Source organism: Bradyrhizobium sp. S3.12.5, from assembly GCF_040548225.1.
Lineage (GTDB): Bacteria > Pseudomonadota > Alphaproteobacteria > Rhizobiales > Xanthobacteraceae > Bradyrhizobium > Bradyrhizobium cytisi.
Map to the genome: position 1 here is coordinate 181,886 of NZ_JBEPRF010000015.1, position 18,225 is coordinate 200,110.

Genomic DNA, 18,225 nt, shown 5'->3' on the forward strand with positions numbered 1-18,225 from the left:
TCTCACGTATTTATGCGGCGGGAACCCTGCCAAATCAAGCCGGAGCAGCGTTCAGTCCGACGTCGTGGCCTTGGGCAGCCCAAAGGCCCCTTTTTCCGCCAAAGCCGCAATCCGCTCTTTGTCGTAACCCAGCGTCTCGCGCATGACGCCCTCGGTATGCTCGCCCAGCAGGGGCGCAGCCACGGGATCAATTGCCACTGTCAGGCTCATGTTGATCGGCGGCTCGATGTTCGGCACCCATTGCGCTGTGCGATGCGGAATCCGGCTCAGACGCGCGCGTTCGCGTGCTTCGGGCGCATTGAACCCTTCCTCGACGGTCCGGAGATAGCCGACGGGGATATTGGCCAGCTTCATCTTCGCCATCCAGTTCTCGAGCGTGTCGCTCGCGAACACCTCCGCGATAGCTGCGCGCAACAGCTCCTTGTTCTCGGACCGCGCCTTCCGCGTCGCGAACTGTGGCTCGTTGATGAGATCCGGGCGGTTCATCACCTCGACCACCAGCCGTCGATACAACCGGTCATTGGCGCAGGCCATGTAGAGCGGACCGTCGGATGCCTCGTAGACGCCGACGGTGGGAGACCCGTTCGGCGAATTTCCGAACCGTCCGGGGTTCTTGCCGTTGATCAGATAGGCCATGCCGTAGAAGCCGGTCATTCCCATGGCGATGTCAAACAGGGCGACCTCGACATGCTGTCCGCGGCCGAGCCGATCCCGCGCCAGTAACGCCAGCAGGATGGCATTACAGGCGGACATCCCCGTCGCCATGTCGACAATCGGCGGGCCGGTCCGAACCGGCGGACCATCGGCGAACCCGTTGAGCGACATGAAGCCGCTCTCGGCCTGCGTGATCGGATCGAAGCCGGGGCGCGAGGCGAACGGTCCGTTGCGTCCGTAGGCCGAGATCGAACAATAGACCAGCCGCGGGTTGAGCGGCGCGACAGCCTCGTAATCGAGGCCGAACTTCTTCATGACCCCGCTGGAAAAATTCTCAACGACCACGTCCGCCTTGCGGATGAGATCCAGCGCGACCTCACGCGCCTCCGGCACCGCAAGATCGAGCGCGATGCCGCTCTTGTTGCGGTTCAGGCTGAGATAAGCCGCGCTTTCGCCGCCAATCTCGGCGTGCTCATAAGCGCGCGTGTCGTCGCCACCATCGGGGTTCTCGATCTTGATGACGCGCGCGCCGAAATCGGCAAGCGTCTGTGTGCAGGCGGGACCCGCGACCACCCGCGTGAAATCGACGACCAGCAGACCATCAAGTGCGGTTGGCCCTCCCGCCGCCCGCGACGGACGTTCCGGCAATTGAGGCTTGGTGGACATCCCTGGGGCTCCCCTACATCGGCTTGTGCTCGCCGAATTTCCTGCAAGCGAACTTAAAGCCCGGCGAAGTCGCCTGCGCAAGTGCTTCGGCAGCAACGCTTCAATACGCAAAAAGGACCCGGCAGCGGTCAAGCTGACGGGTCCTCAAGCATTCCTGGTGAACGCGCGCCGTTTTGACGTTTGCGAAAGCCAGCTTCCGTATCACGGGAAACCTGGCTCAACGAAGCGACCTTCGCCAATAGAGCGTATGCGACCAAGCCCAGGGCACCTCGGGTTGGTAGAGCCGATAGCCCGCCCGGATGAAATTATTCGCGGAGAAGCGATTGTCCGTTGTATCCGAAACGATACTGTCCCATCCGATGCGCCGGCCCCGCGCCTCGACGGCCCGCATCAACCTGCGCTGAAGTCCCCTGCCCCAGTGTCGCTGCAAGACCCCGACCCTGGAGAAGTAGCCGCTATTTCGCGCATAGGTGGATGGCACGACGCCTGCGAAGGCGACGGGATCATCACCGCGATGGGCAAGCCACCACGCTCCAAGATCAAACTGCGGCATCGCCGCGGCGTCGAAGAACGTCAGCCGATGCAGATCAGCCAGGGTGTCGGCAACGTCATCATCGGATGCATCGACCATACGAATTCTGTACATGGCAGGACCCATAGGATGGAATGACCTCAAGCGGCGATGCGGCGATGTCGCCGCCAAGAGAAACTCACTTGCTCAACACGACCTCCACGCCGAGCCAGACGGCCCCCATCAGGCCGGTCGCAATCACCGTAATCACGGCCTTGAAGGTGTAGCTCTGCGCCTGCTCCACGCTCTTTCGCCACCGACGCAGGTGCTGGAAATCCGCCCTCACCTCCTTCCGGTCATCCTCTTCGATTCCAAAGGAAGCCAGCACCGACGCCACCGCCTTCAACACGATCGCATCGATGTTGTCCTGCTGGACCCGGTGCTGCTCGGCCAGCGTCTCGGCGACGATGGCCCTGATTTCGCCGTCTGGCATCTTCACCGCTTGATGATCCTTGCAACATTCTCAAAGCCGCGTTTGGCGAAGTAGAAGGAAACGACGAGATTGGCGGTGATCGTCGCGAACCCCGCCAAGGGATCGGTGGATCCGAGGCCGAGAACCTTGTCCCAGACAAGGAGCTTATCCCCGTCTCCGGGGACCGCGGCGGCGCAAGCAAAAGCTCGCGCTGCGGGCCGGCACGTTCGCGCGTGCACGGCCAATCAATGTGGTTCGGACGGCGGCGCGCTTATCGGCGCTCCATGAACGCGTTTCAACGAGGGCGAGGCCGCGATGCGCGGGACGCCGTCCGATTCCTGCAATCGAAACAAAAAAGCCCGCGGCGGAAATTTCCCGCGCGGGCCTGACAAACTCGTTTCGATGATGTCATTCTGCCGGTGTTTTGCCCGACGTGTCAAAGCCGATGTTGAAATGAAAAGGCCCGCAGCGGGTGTACCGTGCGAGCCAACTTCTGATTTTCGATGATGCCATTCTGCCAGTGTTTTGCCCGACGGGTCAAGCTCTTTATGAGGATACACCGAAGTAGCTCCGGCGCGCGACTCGGGCTAGCGCGCCAGAGCTGCCGTTACAGCCGGCCAATCGGCGGCATGCCGGCACGAAACCAAGTCGAGTTTGAAACCAGACAGTTCCTATCTTCGAATTGATCACTTCAAGATTTCTTTCGAGACGAGCAATCGCATCTCAGGAAAAAGCCCGCCAGGGATTGCTCCGCGCGGGCTGAACCAAACTTTTCGATGATGCCATCATGCCGGTGTTTTGCCCGACGTGTCAAAGCCTATATTGAAACGAAGCGCCCGCCCTGGAGTGCACGTCCTTTGCTCCGCGAGCGCACCTGGTATTGTTGCCGTGTCTGCAGGACCGGACATCTCCGTATCCACAGCGCCCTGGAAGCAGGGTCCGCAAATCCTCGGAGTCACATCATGCGCGCGCTTCCCTATCTCCTCATCGTTTGGATCACAATGTCTGCGGCCGCTCCCGCCGCAGCCCAACGGTTCGCCGGCAATGCTCCGGTGTGCCTTCAGAGGTGGCAGTGGGGCGGCTCCAGCTATATTTCGTGCCAGTATGGTTCGTGGGACGAATGTAGAGCGTCGGCTGCAGGCCTTTCCGCCATGTGCCTGCTGAATCCATATGCGCAACAGCCGTCTCGTCCAGACCGCAGTCCGCGTCCCCGATAGGTGCGATTGCAGCGGCGGCAGTTGCTGCGGTGCTGCGCTGAATGTTCGATTGCTCATGCAAAAGCCCGCGGCGGATTTTCCGCGCGGGCTGAACCAAACTTTCTCGATGATGCCATTGTGCCGGTGTTTTGCCCGACGTGTCAAATGCGGAAAACGGCCCCGGCGCTGACGGGGGGCTTGGGCGCCGGAGCCGCCATTCCAGGCCGGTCAATCGGCGGCGAGACCGGCCACCCACTAAATTCGGGGCCGGCCCCGGAAGTTCCTAACGGAGCCACCATGGTCGTGCGGCCGCCAGCGCAGCGCGATCGCGGGACCGGTCGCGGATGCGCGGCAGGATATCCGGATCGCCCTCGTTCGGCTTGAACAGCGCGAAAGCCGCTCACGCAGCGCGCGACAGCTCCGCTGCGCGCTCTGCCTGCCCCTGCAGCATGGCGATCGAGGCCCGCAGATTGTCCCTGCGCGACCGCAAGGCCAGAGCCAGCATCGAATAGGTGGGACTGCCGGGGTCAGCATTGCCGGCCTTGCGCTCCTCCTCGGCAATGTCGCTGTCCAGCATCTGGATTCGCCAGCGCAGGTCGGAGATCAGAGCGTGGAGCGCGTTCGCTTCGTAACGGGACGTTGTCTGCATGTGATCGCCTCAATCTGAAACGGTCCGATTGGCCGGGCCGGGATCAAGACCTCATGCAGCAAGAGCGATGCCAGCGTTTGGCGGGAACGGAGCCAGAGCCCGAGCCCGAGCCCTCACTCCTCCGCCAGCTTCCGCTCGATATAAGCATCCACCGTCTCGGCGAACGAGCGCTGCACGCCGACCGACGTGACATGCAGCTCGAGCGCATCCTGCTGGAGCACGCGCAGGCCGCGGCTGCGTGCGCTGACCGGCGCCACCGCCAGATAATCATCGATGGCGCCCGTCGCCAGCGGGATGCCTTTCGGATCTCCTCTCGCGATCAGCAAACGCAGAAAGCTCAGGCAATCGGCCAGACCCGGCATCGGTTCGCAATCTCAGCTCTGCTGCGACTTCGGCCTCGGCTTCCTGACGGGCTGGGCATGGCTCCCGAACAGCGCCAGCAAAAATGCGACTTCTTCCTTCGAACCGACCTGGATCATGATGATCTCCTTTTCGCTCCGTTGGTCGGGGCGAGCGGCAAAGGCGTTCAGGACGATCTGGTTTCAGGAGTGTTTCAAACCTGTTTCGTGCGCCGACGGCATGCGCAACGGAGCATCGGGCGGTTCGCGCCGGACGCCATGCGGATGCTCAGCCCTGCGGCTGCCACCCGATGATCGCACCGGCGAGGAACAGCAGCGCGCCGAACGCGGTGCCGACCATCTGCATCCAGTACCGGATCGGCATGGTGTCGCGATCAAACACCTGCCGCGACCACCGCGACCAGTCCAGCCAGTCGTCACTGACGAACAGGATCTTTCGCTCGACATAGCCATACCAGGTCTTGCGGGCGCAATAGATGCTGATCCCGATCGCAGCGAGGCGATAGAGCAGATCGAGAGCGGGGTTCATGCCAACATCCGTTTACGGGGGCAGCCTATCACCAGCCGTCAAGGTCACGACAGCCATGGCAACAGCTCTGCCTGTCTTGGTGTCGCCGGAGAGGATGCAGGTTCAATCGCGGTCGCGATCGGGATATATTTTGCCCAACGGGTCAAACTTTAATCGAATGCAACATAGCGGATTCGGCGGAATGCAATCTGTCCGCGCCATGCTGGCACACACGCGTTCCAAGGAGAGATGCGCGATGTACTACGTCGCCGCCGCATTGCTGGGACTGTCAGGACTGTTCTATTCCGCGAGCCATCACGAGCTCGGCCAGTTCGGCTCGAACGTGTGCAGCCACGGCAGCACCTTCTGCGAGAATCCGGTGGTCGTCTTCACCGGCGCTGCGCTCGCCGCCGTCTGGGGCATGTTCGTCAGCATCAAATAAAACGAAAGCCCGGCGCCGACAGGAGGCTGGCTTGATAATCGAACGTGCCGCCTGACCGACGCGCCTAGCGGGCCGGCTACGTCGTCGACTCCTTGCGAACGGCGGCGGCAGCGGCCGCATAGTACCACGCTACAACACCACGCGTCGGCCGGGGAACTTTCCGGCTATGATGGCGCTTAAGCCTTGGATTCGTAATTTCCGGAAGGTGAGCCCTGTCGAACCGATCGCCACATCGCCCCACCGGGCACGGCCGCGCCGGGGCGCCGACCAAGTCCGCTCCGATGCTGCTGCGCCGGCTCGGTCCCGGCCTGATCACCGGCGCGGCCGACGACGATCCGTCCGGCATCGCCACCTATTCGCAGGCCGGCGCGCAATTCGGCTACGGGCTGCTGTGGACAGTCTTTCTCACCACCCCGTTCATGATCGCGATCCAGCTCGTCAGCGCGCAGATCGGTCGCGTCACCGGCAAGGGTCTTGCAGCCAACGTGATGCAGCTCGCGCCGCGCTGGATGGTGATGGGGCTCGTGGCGCTGCTCGTCGTCGCCAACACCTTCAACATCGCCGCCGACATCGCGGCGATGGCGGAGGCGCTCTCACTGGTCATCGGCGGACTCAATCACGAGCACGCGCTGATCTTCGCGGCCGGATCGACCCTGCTCCAGGTGTTCGTGCCCTATCGACGCTACTCGCCGGTGCTGAAATTTTTGACGCTGACGTTGTTCGCCTATGTCGCTACCGCCTTCACCGTCAAGATCCCGTGGAGCACGGCGCTGCTTGCCACGGTGTGGCCGAAGGCGACCGTCAACGCCGATTATTTCATGATGGTGGTCGCGGTCCTCGGCACCACCATCAGTCCCTATCTGTTCTTCTGGCAGGCCTCCCAGGAGGTCGAGGAGATGAACCAGGGCAAGCGCGACCGGCCGCTACGCGAGGAGACGCAGCGCGGCGGCGATCCCGAGATCGCGCGCATCAAGGCCGACACCACACTTGGCATGCTGCTATCGAACGGCATCGCCTTTTTCATCATCCTGACCACGGCCTCGGTGTTGAACGCGAACGGCGTCACCAACATCAATTCGGCGACGGAGGCGGCCGAGGCGCTGCGGCCGCTCGCCGGCGACTTCGCCTTTGCACTGTTCGCGCTCGGCATCATCGGCACGGGCCTGCTGGCGATCCCGGTGCTGGCCGGCTCGGCGGCCTATGGCGTTGCGGAAATTTTCGGCTGGCGTGCCACGCTGGAGGCAAAGCCGGAGAAGGCAGTCGGCTTCTACACTATCATCGCGGCCGCGACCGTGATCGGCTTCGGCCTCGGCTACACCGGCATCAGCGCGATCCACATGCTGGTGTGGAGCGCCGTGCTCAACGGCATCGTCGCCGTTCCCATCATGGCGATGATGATGTTGATCGTCTCGAACGGGACAATCATGGGGCGGTTCAGGGCCCGGTCATGGCTCGTCATGCTGGGCTGGCTCGGCACCGCGCTGATGGCACTTGCCGTCCTCGCTCTGCTCGGCTCGTTCGTGATCGGCTAGAGCGGCGCCTGGCAAAGTGCTTGCGGGCTTCACGGCAGGCGGTCGTTAGCCTAATAATTGTGGCTGGGCTCGGGTTTGCGACCGGGACACAAAACCAATAACGCCCGGCCGGGCGACAGGGAGCGACATGACAACATCATCAAAAGCAACAAGTCTCGAGATCCTCGCCTGCGATGCCGGCTGGAGAAACTACCACTTCGTCAAGGTGACGACGGAAGACGGCGTCGTCGGCTGGAGCGAGTTCGACGAAGGCTTCGGCTCGCCCGGCGTCGGCGCCGCGATCCAGCGTCTCTCGGCACGCGTCATCGGCCGGAACGTCTTCCAGCACGAGCGCATCCATGCCGAGCTGTTCGCCGCCACACGTCCCGCCGCCGGCGGCGTCGTTGCGCAGGCACTCGGCGCGATCGAGAATGCGTTGCTCGATGCCAAGGCGAAATGCCTGGGCGTGCCCTGCTACGAACTCCTCGGCGGCAAGATCCGCGACCGTGTCCGGGTCTACTGGTCGCATTGCGCGACCTGGCGGATCAATCATCCGTCCTGGTACAAGCCGCCGATCGAAAATCTCGACGGCGTCAAGGCGATGGGTCGCGAGGTACGCGAGAAGAAATTCACCGCGCTCAAGACCAACATCTTTTCCTATGACGACGGCAAGCCGACTGGCTGGCGGCCCGGCTTCGGTTCGCCCTTCGCGCCCGAGATCAATGTCGACCGCAAGATCCTGCGCGACCTGCGCATGCATCTGGAAGCGATCCGCGACGGCGCGGGTCCCGACGTCGATATCCTGCTCGACTGCAACTTCAACGCCAAGACCGAAGGCTATTTGAACATCCTGCGCACGATTGCCGATCTCGACATGTTCTGGATCGAGATTGACAGCTTCAACCCGCAAGCCCTCGGCTATATCCGCAGGCAGAGCCCGCATCCGATCTCGTCCTGCGAGACGCTACTCGGCCTGCGCGAATTCCTGCCCTATTTCCACGAGCAGGCGATGGACGTGGCGATCATCGACACACCCTGGAATGGCGTGTGGCAATCGATGAAGATCGCTTCAGCTGCGGAAGTCTTCGAGGTCAACGTCGCGCCGCATAATTTCTACGGCCATCTCTGCTCGATGATGAACGCTCATTTCTGCGCGGCGGTACCGAACCTGCGCATCATGGAGATCGACATCGATCGTCTCGCCTGGGACCGCGAGCTGTTCACGCACGAGCCGGAAATCCAGAACGGCCATCTGATCATTCCGGACCGTCCGGGCTGGGGCACCGAGCCGAACGAGGAAGCCCTCCGCGCCCATCCGCCGAAGACCACAGGCGGGCTCCTCAATTACGGCCGCAAAAGCTGAGAGTTACGGCGTCACCGGATTGATGATCGGGGACGTCTTCGGACCCGGCCGCTCCGGCTCAACCGGCGATTTTGGTTCGGTCGGAAGCACCTTGGCGCCCGCCGCGCGGGCGGCTTCGCCCGTGGTCGCATACATTGCAACGTGAGCCGGCTGGGTCCTGGCACGATTCCACGGCCCGTGATCGACGAGTAACATCGCAGCAATCGTCACGCCGGCCACAATCAGAGCGATGACGCCGGGATGGCGAAGCGCTGAGGACATGGAGTTTGCGAAGCGGCCGGTTGTCATCGAAAAATCCATCGTTTTTCCTGTCGCAGGTTAATTCAAATGCGGCCCGCGAGTTCCGCACCTCACTCAAGCAAGTTCCGAGCCAAGGCCCGGAACTTCACCATTCCGCTTCGTTCATTTCACGTCGGGGCGCGCGTCACCGACGAACTTGTCACGGTTCGGCATTTTGATCGCCGCGAGCGATTTGGCATCGACCGTCGCATCCGCTCCGACCAATCCATTCAAGTTCAGGATGTAAGCTGACACCGCGTACACGTCTTCATTGCTCAGCGACTGCGGCGCGTTCTGCGGCATGGCGCGACGGATGTAGTCGAACAACGTCGGCGCATAAGGCCAGTAGCTTCCAACTGTGCGGATCGGCTTGGCGGTCCCGATCGTGCCCTGCCCGCCGACAAGGCGATCACCTAATCCGCCCTCGCCGTTGTCGCCATGACATGACGCACATTGCTGGGCGAACACCTCGCGTCCATGACTGACCGACCCGCTTCCCTTCGGCAGATTGCTGCCATCGTGCCCGACATCGATATTCCAGCCCGCGATCTCGGCCGCCGTCGCGGGCCGTCCGATGCCATAAGGACTCTGCGCCCGTGCGGTGCTCACTGAAGTGCAGAGCAGGATCGCGAGGACGACGCCGCAGATCTCACGCCAGCGCATTGGTGACCTCCCCGTCGGCGGCGACGCGCCAAGGCCAGATCGCGTTGTTGTGGTAGAAATAATTCTCGCCTCGTACCGCGAGCAGCTCGGCGAGCGTCGGCTGCACATACCCTGTTTCGTCGATCGCGCGGCTCTGGATCACGGCGGGCTTGCCGTCCCATTGCCAGGGGAGGCGGAAGCGCGTGAGGGCACGGGTCAGCACCGGCTCCTGCAATTGTGCATCCTGCCAGCTCTTACCATCATCGATGGACACCTCGACCCGCTTGATCTTGCCATGGCCACTCCAGGCGATGCCGGTGATTTCGTGAAAGCCAGGCGCGCTGAGGCGCTGGCCGCCCGATGGACGCGTGATGATCGACTTCGCTTCCATGTAGAAGGAAAACTCGCGTGCCGTACCGTCCGGCAGGAGGTCAGTGTATTTCGAGGTCTCTTCGCGCGAATAGGCGGGCTCTGCGGCCACGTGCAGGCGCCGCAGCCACTTCACGTTCATATTGCCTTCGAACCCCGGCAGGAGCAGCCGCAACGGATAACCCTGTTGCGGACGAAGCCGCTCGCCGTTCTGGCTATAGACGAGCATGGCATCCTCGAGGCATTTCTCGATGGGGATACTTCGGGTCAGCGCTGCCGCGTCGGCGCCTTCGGCGATGATCCATTTGGCTTCCGGCTTCAGCCCGGCCTCCTGAAGCACCAGCTTGAGGCTGACGCCGGTCCATTCGGCGCAGCTCAGCAGGCCGACCAGGTCCGACGCAGTCTTGCCATAGGGCTTGGTGTAACCGGGATTACCGGAACATTCGAGAAAGTGGATGCGCGACTCCGAAGGGAAGCGTCGCAGATCGTCCATGGTGAAGATCAGAGGCCGTTCGACAAGGCCGTGAAGCATCAGCCGGTGCTGCGCCGGGTCGATCGTCGGAACGCCGCCGTGATGCCGCTCGTAGAACAGGCCATTCGGCGTGATGATGCCGTCGAGCTCCTGCAATGGTGTCCGGCCGGACGCGGAGATGTATTGTTTGAGGTTCTTCGAGATGTTCTTGACGACGCCCTTCTCGAACGGCGACGGCGCGCCGTAAGGCTGGCTTCCCATCGGATCGCCCGGCGCTTTCATCCAATCCGGAATGTTGGGCGGAAGATTTTCGGTCTCCGCGGCGGCTGAGGCACCGGCTGATAGGACAACGCCACCGGCCACGGCGCCGCTCCCTTTCAGGAAGCGACGACGTGTCGTCGTTGCGGATTTGTCGGGGGTGTCGATCGTGCTGCTCATAGCGGACCCTCGGATGAAGCTCGGCCCGCATGAAACCTTCCGCGAAGCAGATTTGCAATCCGCGTGCGTTTCAAACGCAGCCGGTTTCGATCAGGATTGACCTAAATCCGCCGGCAGCGGCAGCAGTTCCATGCTTTGCGATGCACAAATGGCTCGGGTGTCACTCACCCGGCGCGATTGCATTGCTGGGTGTCGGCCGATCTGTGATCTGCTGGCCGAACAGGCTGCCGATCAGTTCGACCGCGGTGCGTGCAGTGCGGCCGCGCTCGTCCAGAAACGGATTCAGCTCGACAATGTCGACCGATCCCACCACGCCGGAATCGTGCAGCAACTCCATGATCAAATGTGCCTCGCGATAGGTCGCTCCTCCTGGGACCGTGGTGCCGACACCCGGCGCTACGCAAGGATCAAGAAAATCGACATCGAAGCTGACATGCAGCACGCCGTTGCTCGCCTTGACACGTTCGATGACGCGCCGGATCAGCACCGCGACGCCGAACTCGTCGATCTGGCGCATGTCAACAACTCTGATCCGGCGTGCGCGCATCAGCTCCTTTTCGAGCTTGTCGATTGAACGCGCACCGAACAGGTCGAGTCTATCAGGATCAATCGAGGCGCGCGGATCATTACCCAGGAGGCCATCAAGGCCAGCCTCGCCGCACAAGAATGCCGCCGACATGCCATGCATATTGGCTGTGATCGTCGTCTCCGGCGTATTGTAGTCGGCATGGGCGTCGAGCCAGAGCACGAACAGCTCGCGTCCGCGCTCCTGCCAGTGCCGCGCCATCGCATTGACCGAACCCATCGACAGCGTGTGATCGCCCCCGAGGAAGATCGGCAGGGCACCGGTTTGCGCGATCTCATAGCCGTGGCGGCTGAGCATGCGCGTCCAGCGCTGGATTTCGCGGTAATGATTGGCCTTCTCCGGCGGCCTGTCGGCGAGATCCCTGACCTCGGCCACAGAGAGATCGCCGTAGTCGACGACTTCGAAATCCAGGCTTTCAAGCAGCATTGCAAGGCCGGCGGTCCGCAGCGCCGCGGGGCCCATCAAGGTGCCGCGCTGGGAAGCGCCCATATCGATGGGCGCGCCCAGCAACGCGATGCGCCGGGCTCGATCCTCGATGGTTCGATCGGTCACGGCAATCTCCTGAGGTCAGCAAGGCTGCACCAGCGTAACAGAGATTCGCATCCGTCGTTTCACGGGGGGCCGGAACTAAATCCCGGACGCCGCATTTTCTTTGGCAAGGCCGGTACCCGCCGTTCAAAACGGCGCCTGTCGCGGATAGCCAAAGGCGCCGGCCTCAATTTCTTCGTCAGGTCTGGAGGTCGCGCTTGAGCACGGACATACCGCAGCCCCATCCCCAGCCGGGCATGGCCGAGCGCGCCATCGATGCGGCGACCGACGTGTCCCACACCATCGGCGAGGTCGCAGGCGGCTTGCGTGCAGCCGTCGATCGCCTCACCTACGCGATCGATGAAGCGCGAAAACCCGGACGGCCGCTCTCGACAGTGGCGGCGATCACGCGCGAAGCGCCCTTGGCCAGCCTGTTCGTCGCCTTCCTCTTTGGCGTAGCGGTTGGGCGCCGGCGCTAGCACCAGAACAGGCGCGCTTAGGCGGCGCTGACGGCTTTCAGCTCGGCCGCCAAAAACTGCTTCTCGAACGCGTCGGCAGGCATCGGACGGCCGAAGAAGTAGCCCTGCCCTTCCTCGCAGCCTATGCTGACCAGGAAATCCGCGGTGGCGCGATTCTCAATACCTTCGGCAACGACCGTAAGACCGAGCTGTTTGCTGAGGCCTATGGTCGAGCCGACGATCGCCGCGTCGTCGGAATCTGCGAGCAGATCGAGCACGAACGAGCGATCGATCTTGAGCCCGTCGAGCGGAAACTTCTTCAGGTAGCTCAGGCTTGCATAGCCCGTTCCGAAATCGTCGAACAGGATACGCACGCCGAGCTGCTGAATCCGCTTGAACATGTCGAGCACGCGGCCCTCGTCGTGCAGCAGGATGTCCTCGGTGACTTCGATCTCGAGCAGCGAGGGGGTTAGCCCCGTCGTTCTCAGCAACTCCGCAACTGAATGCGCGAGATCGCCGGAGTGGAGCTGCGAGGGCGAGAGGTTGATTGCGACGCGGACAGCGTTGCCCGACAGCTCCCACGCGCGCGCCTGCCGGCCGGCGGTCTCCATCACCCAGTTCGCGATCCGCTCGGACAGGGCCGAGGTGTTGACCACCGGCATGAACTCTCCGGGCGAGACATAGCCGCGCACCGGGTGCCGCCAGCGAATCAGCGCTTCGGCCCCAATCAGGCCGCCGTCGATCAGGCGAACCTGAGGTTGGTAGAACAGCTCGAACTCGCCGCGGTCGGCGGCAAGCGCCAGTTCACTCTCCAGCGTCAGCCGGTTCTCCAGCTCCTGCCTGATCGCGCTCTCGAAGATCACATGGCTACCACGCCGGGTCGCCTTGGCGCGGCTCAGCGCCAGATGACCGTTGCTCAGGAGATCATCCGCGCTCTGTCCGCCCTCCGGATAGGCGGCGACGCCGATGCTGATCCTGACGCGGTGCTGTCGCGCGCCGGTCACCAGCGGCGCCTCGAACGCGCGCGCAATCCGCTCAGCGAACGCGGCAATCAGCTCATGGCTCTCCACACAATCCAGCGCAATCGCAAATTCGTCGCCGCTGAGCCGCGCCACCACCGCCTTGCCATCGACCTCGGTCCGCAGGCGTTCAGCGACCGCCCGCAGCACGAGATCGCCGATCGAGTGTCCAAGCATGTTGTTGATCTGCTGAAAACCATCGAGTCCCAGCACGAGCAGCGCGACTTCGGAGGACCGCCGCTCCGCCGCAACAATCAGGGTGGCGAGTCCCGCATGCAGCGTGTTGCGGTTAACGAGACCAGTCAGCGCATCATACTCGGCGAGATATCTGACGCGTTCGGCCTCGCGCTTGCGTACGGAGATATCGCGCAGGATAGCGCCGTATTGGAAACCTTCCGTTCCTTGCCAACCCGAGAAACTCGCCTCGACCGCGAACGTTTCGCCATTCTTGCGCCGGCCCTCGAACTCGACGACCACGGCTCCGCCGGGGACCAGCAGCGCCTGGCGCGCAGCGTCGCGCATGGCGAAGGTCCTTGTGCCTGCCTCCACCGGTACTGCGCAAAGCGTTTCGAACGGGCGACCGATGATCTCGGAAGGCATGTAGCCAAAGACCGCGCTCGCGCCGGGATTCCAGACCGTGATCCGGTGATCTTCGTCGGTGCAGACCAGACCGTCGCCGAGCGACATCGCGATGCGATGAAATCGGCTTTCGGCGATGCGACCCAGCAGACTGCGGAAATCGATCTCGTCCAGCGCGATCGCCGTCAGATAGGCGACGATCGCGATGTGGAACAGCGACGTGTCGATGACAAGCGGCCAGCGCTCCTGTACAAGCACCGCAGTCAGTTCGATCCCTGCTCCGGCTGCGACCAGGATCGCGACGCGGAAACCCGGTGCGACGCGGCGCCATGAATACATCATCAGCAGGCAGATCGCGCCAAGACCAGCAATCATGCCGGCATCGGACGTCCAGCGCAGCATGCGGCTCTGCAGGACCGATTCTGTCGCCAACGCCTGGAGCACGGGTCCCGGGACGATACGGCCATTTGGAACGCTGAACCGGTCCCCCAGCTCGAGTGCCGTAGCACCGACGATGACCTTCTTGTCCCTCAGCCTGTCGAGGGTCGCGGCATCGCCCCGCAGCACATCGGCATAGGAAACACTCGGGATAGACGTCGCACGAATGCTGAAGTCGATCAGAAAAGGCGGCCGCCGATTGGCGTCCTGCCCGGCCAACACGATGGCCATCGACGGCATCTGCGCATCGCCGAGCTTCTCCGCGACCGGATAGCGGCGAACGAGCCCATCGGATTCGACGGCGACATTGACGACGGCCGGCCACGACTGGTTGCCGAACAGCTTCAGCGGACGATTGATGTGAGCCGCGCCACCATTTGGTGTCGGCTGCTTGAAGGACGGCAGAATCGTCGAGCCGCCAACCTCTCGAAGCGCTGTGAGGAAGGCCTCGTCGGAGCCCGGATCCGACGGCGTGCTGAAATCGATGTCGAAAGCCACTTCCTGCGCACCGGCGGCCTCGAGCCTGTGCAGGAGGTCAGCGTGCAGGCTGCGCGGCCAGGGCCACACGCCGATCCGATCGATCGAAGGCGCGTCGATAGCCACGACGACCACGTTGCCGCTGGCCGCCCGCGACTCCCAGGCAAAGCGCAGATCAGTCAGCGCATTGCGAAGCGAGCCGTGCCATCCCGTGGACAGCACGACTGCCAGAGCGATCACGACGAGGATATGTGGCCGATAGTGTTTCACCTTGCTTCCCCCGCACCGACGGCGCTCGCCGCCAGGTGCCCCTTTACGTGCCCCTTTACGACGGCACGGCCCTAGTGATGCTTGTACCAACCGTAGTGGTTGCCATTATTGCCGCTATTTCCATTTCCGTTGCCGCTGTTGCCGTTCCCGCTATTACCGTTCCCGCTATTACCGTTCCCGTTATTGCCGTTGCCGCTGTTGCCGTTGCCGGTCGCGCTTGTCCCGCCGGTTCCGCTTCCAGAGCTGCCACCAAGCGCATCACTGGTGGACCCGGCGGTGGTCGCAACGGTTGTCGTCGCACTCGACGGAGTCGATGTTCCGCTGGCTGCAGAAGCGCTGCTGCTCACGGTGACCGCCGTGACGGTGGAGCTATTCGCGGCAGTGGTCGTCGTGCTCGACTTGCTATCGCTCCACACCGTGTCGGTGCCGGCATGCGCGTTACGCACCCGCCCCGGCGCGACGGCGTCGTGGGCCAGCCCGTGCGTGACCTTGTGAAAGTTCAGCTTGACCTCGCCGAGCGAGCTCGAGATACGCACGACGCCGGCCTTCGGTGCGTGAGTCTCGCTCACCTGACGCGACTGCGTCGGCGCGCCGGCTGTCTTGGTGCCCTTGTCGATCGTACCAAGCGCATGGATCGCATGGCCGCCTCCCGCATCGCGCGGCGCCGACAGGCCCGACTTCGGCACGGGCACACGCTCGATCATCGACGCGCGCGGCTTGCCTTGCTCGATCGGATTGAACGTGCCGGCACCGCTCAGGCTGAGACCGGGCTTGCCGTGCTCGAAGGCAGTGGCCACCTGCCCCGGCATGACCTGGGCAAGCTGCCCCGTCCTGAAATCGGAAACTTCGACCTGGCCGCGGAGCACGCCGACTTTGGTGCTGCCTGCGCCCACCGTGACGCTGAAATGCGTGCCCTTGACCACGGCGGCGAGATAGGGCGTCTCGACCTCGAAATGCTTGACGTTACGCTTCTCGACCTCGAGCAGGATCGAACCCGCCTGCTGGATGATGGTGGTCGAAAGTCCATCCTTCCTCTCGGTCGGCACACCGACCACCGAGTTGGGAGAGATCAAAATGGTCTCTTCGCCGCGAAGGAGCAGCACGCGCCCGTTCCGCCCGGTGCGGATGGTATCGCCCGGCTTCAGAGTCTCCTGCTGATTCAACGACACCTGCTGGGCGCCATTGGTGGCGAGCCAGACCTCGCCCGATGACTTGCTGACCGACCAGACGCCGTCATCCGCAGCGGATGCACCCGATGCCGTTCCCAGGATCAGCGCTGCCATCACGGCGCACCGCATTCCAATTCGAACAAGCATGATGACCCTCAGTCTGAGTTGCTGCGAGCCTGATGCGTATCCGAAATCACTCAAGATTGGCTTAGCAGGACGCCTGGAGTCCGGCGGCCGCATTAACCAATCGTTGACCATAAAAAACTATGAAAAATCATGTGGCTACTGAATCCTTACCGGCGCCTGGAGACCTCACCGTCAAACTACGGAGAATGGTCCGCGCGTGGCGCGGTTGGACGGTATCTTGCTGCCACGCTGGTGCTACTCGGACCGACGTTTGCGGGAACTCCGCAGGCGTTCGCGCAGCAGGCGAACCAGCCGGGGTTCGATCCACGCCAGCAGGAGAAGTATTTTGAAAACCAAACTGAGCAGGAATCTCTGAACCGCCCTCCGGTGAAGTTACCCTCGGTTGGCCAGCCGAACATTGGCGGCGACACCAAGCCACAATTTGTCCTGCGCGGCATCAACATCAGCGGCGCCCACGTCATCTCCCGGGATCGCATCGCCGTCCTCTATCAGCCCTATCTCGGCAAGAAGGTCTCGCAAGCCGATCTCGCTGCGATCGCCGGCGCGATCAGCGATCTCTACCGCGGTGACGGCTTCCATCTCAGCCGCGCGATCGTGCCGCCGCAGGACATCGCCGACGGCCGTGTCCGGATCCAGGTGATCGAAGGCGCGATCGTCCAAGCCGATCTGAAGGGCGACGGCGCCGAGCAGTTCGGCGTGAGGCCGATGCTCGGGCCGGTCCTGGCCGAGCAGCCGTCACGTCTGGCAACGCTCGAACGCCAGCTCTTCCTCATCAACGGCAGGCCGGGCGTTCGGATCACCGATACCGCGCTGGAGGAGATCGGCGGCGCAACCGGTCGCTTCCGCCTCACCGTCTTTCTGAAGACCTGGCACGTCTTCACGTCGTTTGGCCTGGATAATCTCGGCTCGTCGTCGGTCGGCCAATGGCAGACCTACGCGACGGGCGCCTTCAACTCCTACCTCACGCCCGGCGACACGCTCGCCGTCAACCTGTCGACCATTGCCAACGATCCGCGCGAGCTCGGCTTCGCGCGGTTGTCCTATGACGCGCCGGTCGGCGTCGACGGGGTACGCCTCGGCGCCTCCGTCCTCTATAGTGCAGTCCGGCCAGGTGACGCGCGCCGTCTCGACGGCGACATCACCACAACGGAGGCTTTCGAGGTGCGGGCAAGCACCGTTCCCTTCATGTCGCAATCGTCCGGACTGACGCTCACCATGGCCGGGACCTTCAGCAACGTGTCGGAGCACGACCTGTTCGGCCCGTACTACAACGACCACATCAGGACCGCGAGCCTCACCGCCGACTACCGGCTTCAGGATCGCTTCGGCGGCACCAACTACGCAACGCTGACCTATCGCCAGGGCCTCGACGTCTTCGGCGCCTCGCATTTCGACGATGATCTGTTGTCGCGCGATGGCGCGTCCTCGAATTTCTCAGTGCTGAATTTTTGGTTCACGCGCTACCAGACCCTCAATGACGACTGGTCGCTCAAGCTCTCGGCGGCAAGCCAGACCGCGTCGCGGCCGCTGTTCACCTCGCAGCAATTTTATCTCGGGGGCGCAGCCTTCGGCCGCGGCTATGGTGCGGCCGAGATCAGCGGCGATAACGGTCTTGCCGGCTCGCTCGAGCTGCGCTTCGACCAGAAGCTCAATTTCCGTTACTGGAGCGGCTACCAGCTCTACGCTTTCGGCGACGCCGGCGCAGTCTGGAACGATGGCTACCGTCTGAGCGACGGCTTGGCGCTGACGTCGGCCGGTGCTGGCGTGCGGTTCTTTCTGCCGCAGGATTTCCAGGCGGATTTCGGCGTCGCCGTGCCCATGAGCTACCGGGCGCCGGACAATGAACGCCGCAGCCCTCGGTTCCTGTTCACCCTGTCGAGCGCGTTCCGGCTTTGCCCCGAACGCGGCAGGGGCGCCTGCCTCTAGAGAGAGCGTTAGCCGATCAGGTTGCAAGTACCCTGCGGCCACGAAGTAGTTTGTGGATTCTGCGGGCGTGTAGGTGTCGACGATGCGACCAATAGCG

General features: G+C 63.1%; 18 protein-coding genes. 6 read left to right on the forward strand and 12 right to left on the reverse strand.

The window, feature by feature from the left end; translation table 11 throughout:
- Positions 1-51: 51 nt before the first annotated feature.
- The 3 genes from ABIC09_RS23330 to ABIC09_RS23340 form a co-directional block, all read right to left on the reverse strand.
- Positions 52-1,320: a CaiB/BaiF CoA transferase family protein gene (locus ABIC09_RS23330; RefSeq protein ID WP_354110693.1), complete on the reverse strand. Its 1,269-nt coding sequence runs from the start codon at positions 1,318-1,320 to the stop codon at positions 52-54.
- Between the two features lie 217 nt (positions 1,321-1,537).
- Positions 1,538-1,966 carry a GNAT family N-acetyltransferase gene (locus ABIC09_RS23335; RefSeq protein WP_354110717.1) on the reverse strand — a complete coding sequence of 143 codons (429 nt, stop codon included), beginning with the start codon at positions 1,964-1,966 and terminating at the stop codon, positions 1,538-1,540.
- A 64-nt stretch (positions 1,967-2,030) separates the two neighbouring features.
- A complete protein-coding gene (locus tag ABIC09_RS23340) occupies positions 2,031-2,330 on the reverse strand; it encodes a hypothetical protein (RefSeq protein ID WP_354110694.1) in 300 nt (99 codons plus the stop codon).
- 935 nt (positions 2,331-3,265) lie between these two features.
- Between ABIC09_RS23340 and ABIC09_RS23345 the strand changes: the two genes are divergently transcribed.
- Positions 3,266-3,520 carry a DUF3551 domain-containing protein gene (locus ABIC09_RS23345; protein ID WP_354110695.1) on the forward strand — a complete coding sequence of 85 codons (255 nt, stop codon included), beginning with the start codon at positions 3,266-3,268 and terminating at the stop codon, positions 3,518-3,520.
- A 379-nt stretch (positions 3,521-3,899) separates the two neighbouring features.
- Here the strand turns inward: ABIC09_RS23345 and ABIC09_RS23350 are convergent, their stop codons facing one another.
- The 3 genes from ABIC09_RS23350 to ABIC09_RS23360 all read right to left on the reverse strand — a co-directional run bounded on the left by ABIC09_RS23350 (position 3,900) and on the right by ABIC09_RS23360 (position 5,036).
- Positions 3,900-4,148, reverse strand: a complete 249-nt coding sequence (locus tag ABIC09_RS23350; RefSeq protein ID WP_354110696.1) for a hypothetical protein — start codon at positions 4,146-4,148, stop codon at positions 3,900-3,902.
- A 113-nt stretch (positions 4,149-4,261) separates the two neighbouring features.
- Positions 4,262-4,510: a hypothetical protein gene (locus tag ABIC09_RS23355; protein ID WP_354035489.1), complete on the reverse strand. Its 249-nt coding sequence runs from the start codon at positions 4,508-4,510 to the stop codon at positions 4,262-4,264.
- A gap of 265 nt (positions 4,511-4,775) precedes the next feature.
- Complete coding sequence (locus tag ABIC09_RS23360; RefSeq protein WP_354110697.1) at positions 4,776-5,036, reverse strand: hypothetical protein; 261 nt, start codon at positions 5,034-5,036, stop codon at positions 4,776-4,778.
- Between the two features lie 235 nt (positions 5,037-5,271).
- On the opposite strand from ABIC09_RS23360, the gene ABIC09_RS23365 reads away from it, so the two are divergent.
- From ABIC09_RS23365 to ABIC09_RS23375, 3 genes are all read left to right on the forward strand, one after another.
- Positions 5,272-5,457, forward strand: coding sequence for a hypothetical protein (locus ABIC09_RS23365; protein ID WP_354110718.1), 186 nt, complete (start codon positions 5,272-5,274; stop codon positions 5,455-5,457).
- Between the two features lie 281 nt (positions 5,458-5,738).
- Positions 5,739-6,989, forward strand: coding sequence for an NRAMP family divalent metal transporter (locus ABIC09_RS23370; protein WP_354110698.1), 1,251 nt, complete (start codon positions 5,739-5,741; stop codon positions 6,987-6,989).
- 127 nt (positions 6,990-7,116) lie between these two features.
- Positions 7,117-8,331 carry a mandelate racemase/muconate lactonizing enzyme family protein gene (locus ABIC09_RS23375; protein ID WP_354110699.1) on the forward strand — a complete coding sequence of 405 codons (1,215 nt, stop codon included), beginning with the start codon at positions 7,117-7,119 and terminating at the stop codon, positions 8,329-8,331.
- 3 nt (positions 8,332-8,334) lie between these two features.
- Here the strand turns inward: ABIC09_RS23375 and ABIC09_RS23380 are convergent, their stop codons facing one another.
- The 4 genes from ABIC09_RS23380 to rocF all read right to left on the reverse strand — a co-directional run bounded on the left by ABIC09_RS23380 (position 8,335) and on the right by rocF (position 11,669).
- Entirely contained in the window at positions 8,335-8,631 is a 297-nt protein-coding gene (locus ABIC09_RS23380) for a hypothetical protein (RefSeq protein WP_354110700.1), read from the reverse strand.
- Between the two features lie 102 nt (positions 8,632-8,733).
- A complete protein-coding gene (locus ABIC09_RS23385) occupies positions 8,734-9,273 on the reverse strand; it encodes a c-type cytochrome (protein ID WP_354035485.1) in 540 nt (179 codons plus the stop codon).
- The gene (soxC, locus tag ABIC09_RS23390; protein ID WP_354110701.1) at positions 9,260-10,531 is read right to left on the reverse strand and encodes a sulfite dehydrogenase; all 1,272 of its coding nucleotides are present in this window, start codon (positions 10,529-10,531) and stop codon (positions 9,260-9,262) included. Before soxC ends, ABIC09_RS23385 begins: the two co-directional genes overlap by 14 nt.
- 160 nt (positions 10,532-10,691) lie before the next feature.
- Complete coding sequence (gene rocF / locus ABIC09_RS23395; RefSeq protein ID WP_148753432.1) at positions 10,692-11,669, reverse strand: arginase; 978 nt, start codon at positions 11,667-11,669, stop codon at positions 10,692-10,694.
- A 194-nt stretch (positions 11,670-11,863) separates the two neighbouring features.
- On the opposite strand from rocF, the gene ABIC09_RS23400 reads away from it, so the two are divergent.
- Positions 11,864-12,124 carry a hypothetical protein gene (locus ABIC09_RS23400; protein ID WP_148753433.1) on the forward strand — a complete coding sequence of 87 codons (261 nt, stop codon included), beginning with the start codon at positions 11,864-11,866 and terminating at the stop codon, positions 12,122-12,124.
- 17 nt (positions 12,125-12,141) lie between these two features.
- Here ABIC09_RS23400 and ABIC09_RS23405 read toward each other — a convergent pair whose 3' ends face one another.
- Together ABIC09_RS23405 and ABIC09_RS23410 are read right to left on the reverse strand one after the other, a co-directional pair.
- Positions 12,142-14,886 (reverse strand): EAL domain-containing protein, encoded by a 2,745-nt coding sequence (locus ABIC09_RS23405; protein WP_354110702.1) that lies wholly within the window; start codon positions 14,884-14,886, stop codon positions 12,142-12,144.
- Positions 14,887-14,957: 71 nt separating this feature from the next.
- The gene (locus ABIC09_RS23410) at positions 14,958-16,202 is read right to left on the reverse strand and encodes a FecR family protein (protein WP_354110703.1); all 1,245 of its coding nucleotides are present in this window, start codon (positions 16,200-16,202) and stop codon (positions 14,958-14,960) included.
- A 129-nt stretch (positions 16,203-16,331) separates the two neighbouring features.
- Here ABIC09_RS23410 and ABIC09_RS23415 point away from each other — a divergent pair, with 129 nt between their 5' ends.
- Positions 16,332-18,128 (forward strand): ShlB/FhaC/HecB family hemolysin secretion/activation protein, encoded by a 1,797-nt coding sequence (locus ABIC09_RS23415; protein WP_354110704.1) that lies wholly within the window; start codon positions 16,332-16,334, stop codon positions 18,126-18,128.
- The last annotated feature ends 97 nt before the right edge of the window (positions 18,129-18,225 follow it).

Bases quoted from the DNA above. Each gene is read 5' to 3' on its own strand.
- ABIC09_RS23375 (WP_354110699.1), top strand. From the start codon at position 7,117: ATGACAACATCATCAAAAGCAACAAGTCTCGAGATCCTCGCCTGCGAT.
- ABIC09_RS23330 (WP_354110693.1), bottom strand. From the start codon at position 1,320: ATGTCCACCAAGCCTCAATTGCCGGAACGTCCGTCGCGGGCGGCGGGA.
- ABIC09_RS23350 (WP_354110696.1), bottom strand. From the start codon at position 4,148: ATGCAGACAACGTCCCGTTACGAAGCGAACGCGCTCCACGCTCTGATC.
- ABIC09_RS23355 (WP_354035489.1), bottom strand. From the start codon at position 4,510: ATGCCGGGTCTGGCCGATTGCCTGAGCTTTCTGCGTTTGCTGATCGCG.
- ABIC09_RS23365 (WP_354110718.1), top strand. From the start codon at position 5,272: ATGTACTACGTCGCCGCCGCATTGCTGGGACTGTCAGGACTGTTCTAT.
- ABIC09_RS23385 (WP_354035485.1), bottom strand. From the start codon at position 9,273: ATGCGCTGGCGTGAGATCTGCGGCGTCGTCCTCGCGATCCTGCTCTGC.
- ABIC09_RS23380 (WP_354110700.1), bottom strand. From the start codon at position 8,631: ATGGATTTTTCGATGACAACCGGCCGCTTCGCAAACTCCATGTCCTCA.
- soxC (WP_354110701.1), bottom strand. From the start codon at position 10,531: ATGAGCAGCACGATCGACACCCCCGACAAATCCGCAACGACGACACGT.
- ABIC09_RS23370 (WP_354110698.1), top strand. From the start codon at position 5,739: ATGCTGCTGCGCCGGCTCGGTCCCGGCCTGATCACCGGCGCGGCCGAC.
- ABIC09_RS23410 (WP_354110703.1), bottom strand. From the start codon at position 16,202: ATGCTTGTTCGAATTGGAATGCGGTGCGCCGTGATGGCAGCGCTGATC.
- ABIC09_RS23415 (WP_354110704.1), top strand. From the start codon at position 16,332: ATGTGGCTACTGAATCCTTACCGGCGCCTGGAGACCTCACCGTCAAAC.
- ABIC09_RS23345 (WP_354110695.1), top strand. From the start codon at position 3,266: ATGCGCGCGCTTCCCTATCTCCTCATCGTTTGGATCACAATGTCTGCG.
- ABIC09_RS23360 (WP_354110697.1), bottom strand. From the start codon at position 5,036: ATGAACCCCGCTCTCGATCTGCTCTATCGCCTCGCTGCGATCGGGATC.
- ABIC09_RS23335 (WP_354110717.1), bottom strand. From the start codon at position 1,966: ATGTACAGAATTCGTATGGTCGATGCATCCGATGATGACGTTGCCGAC.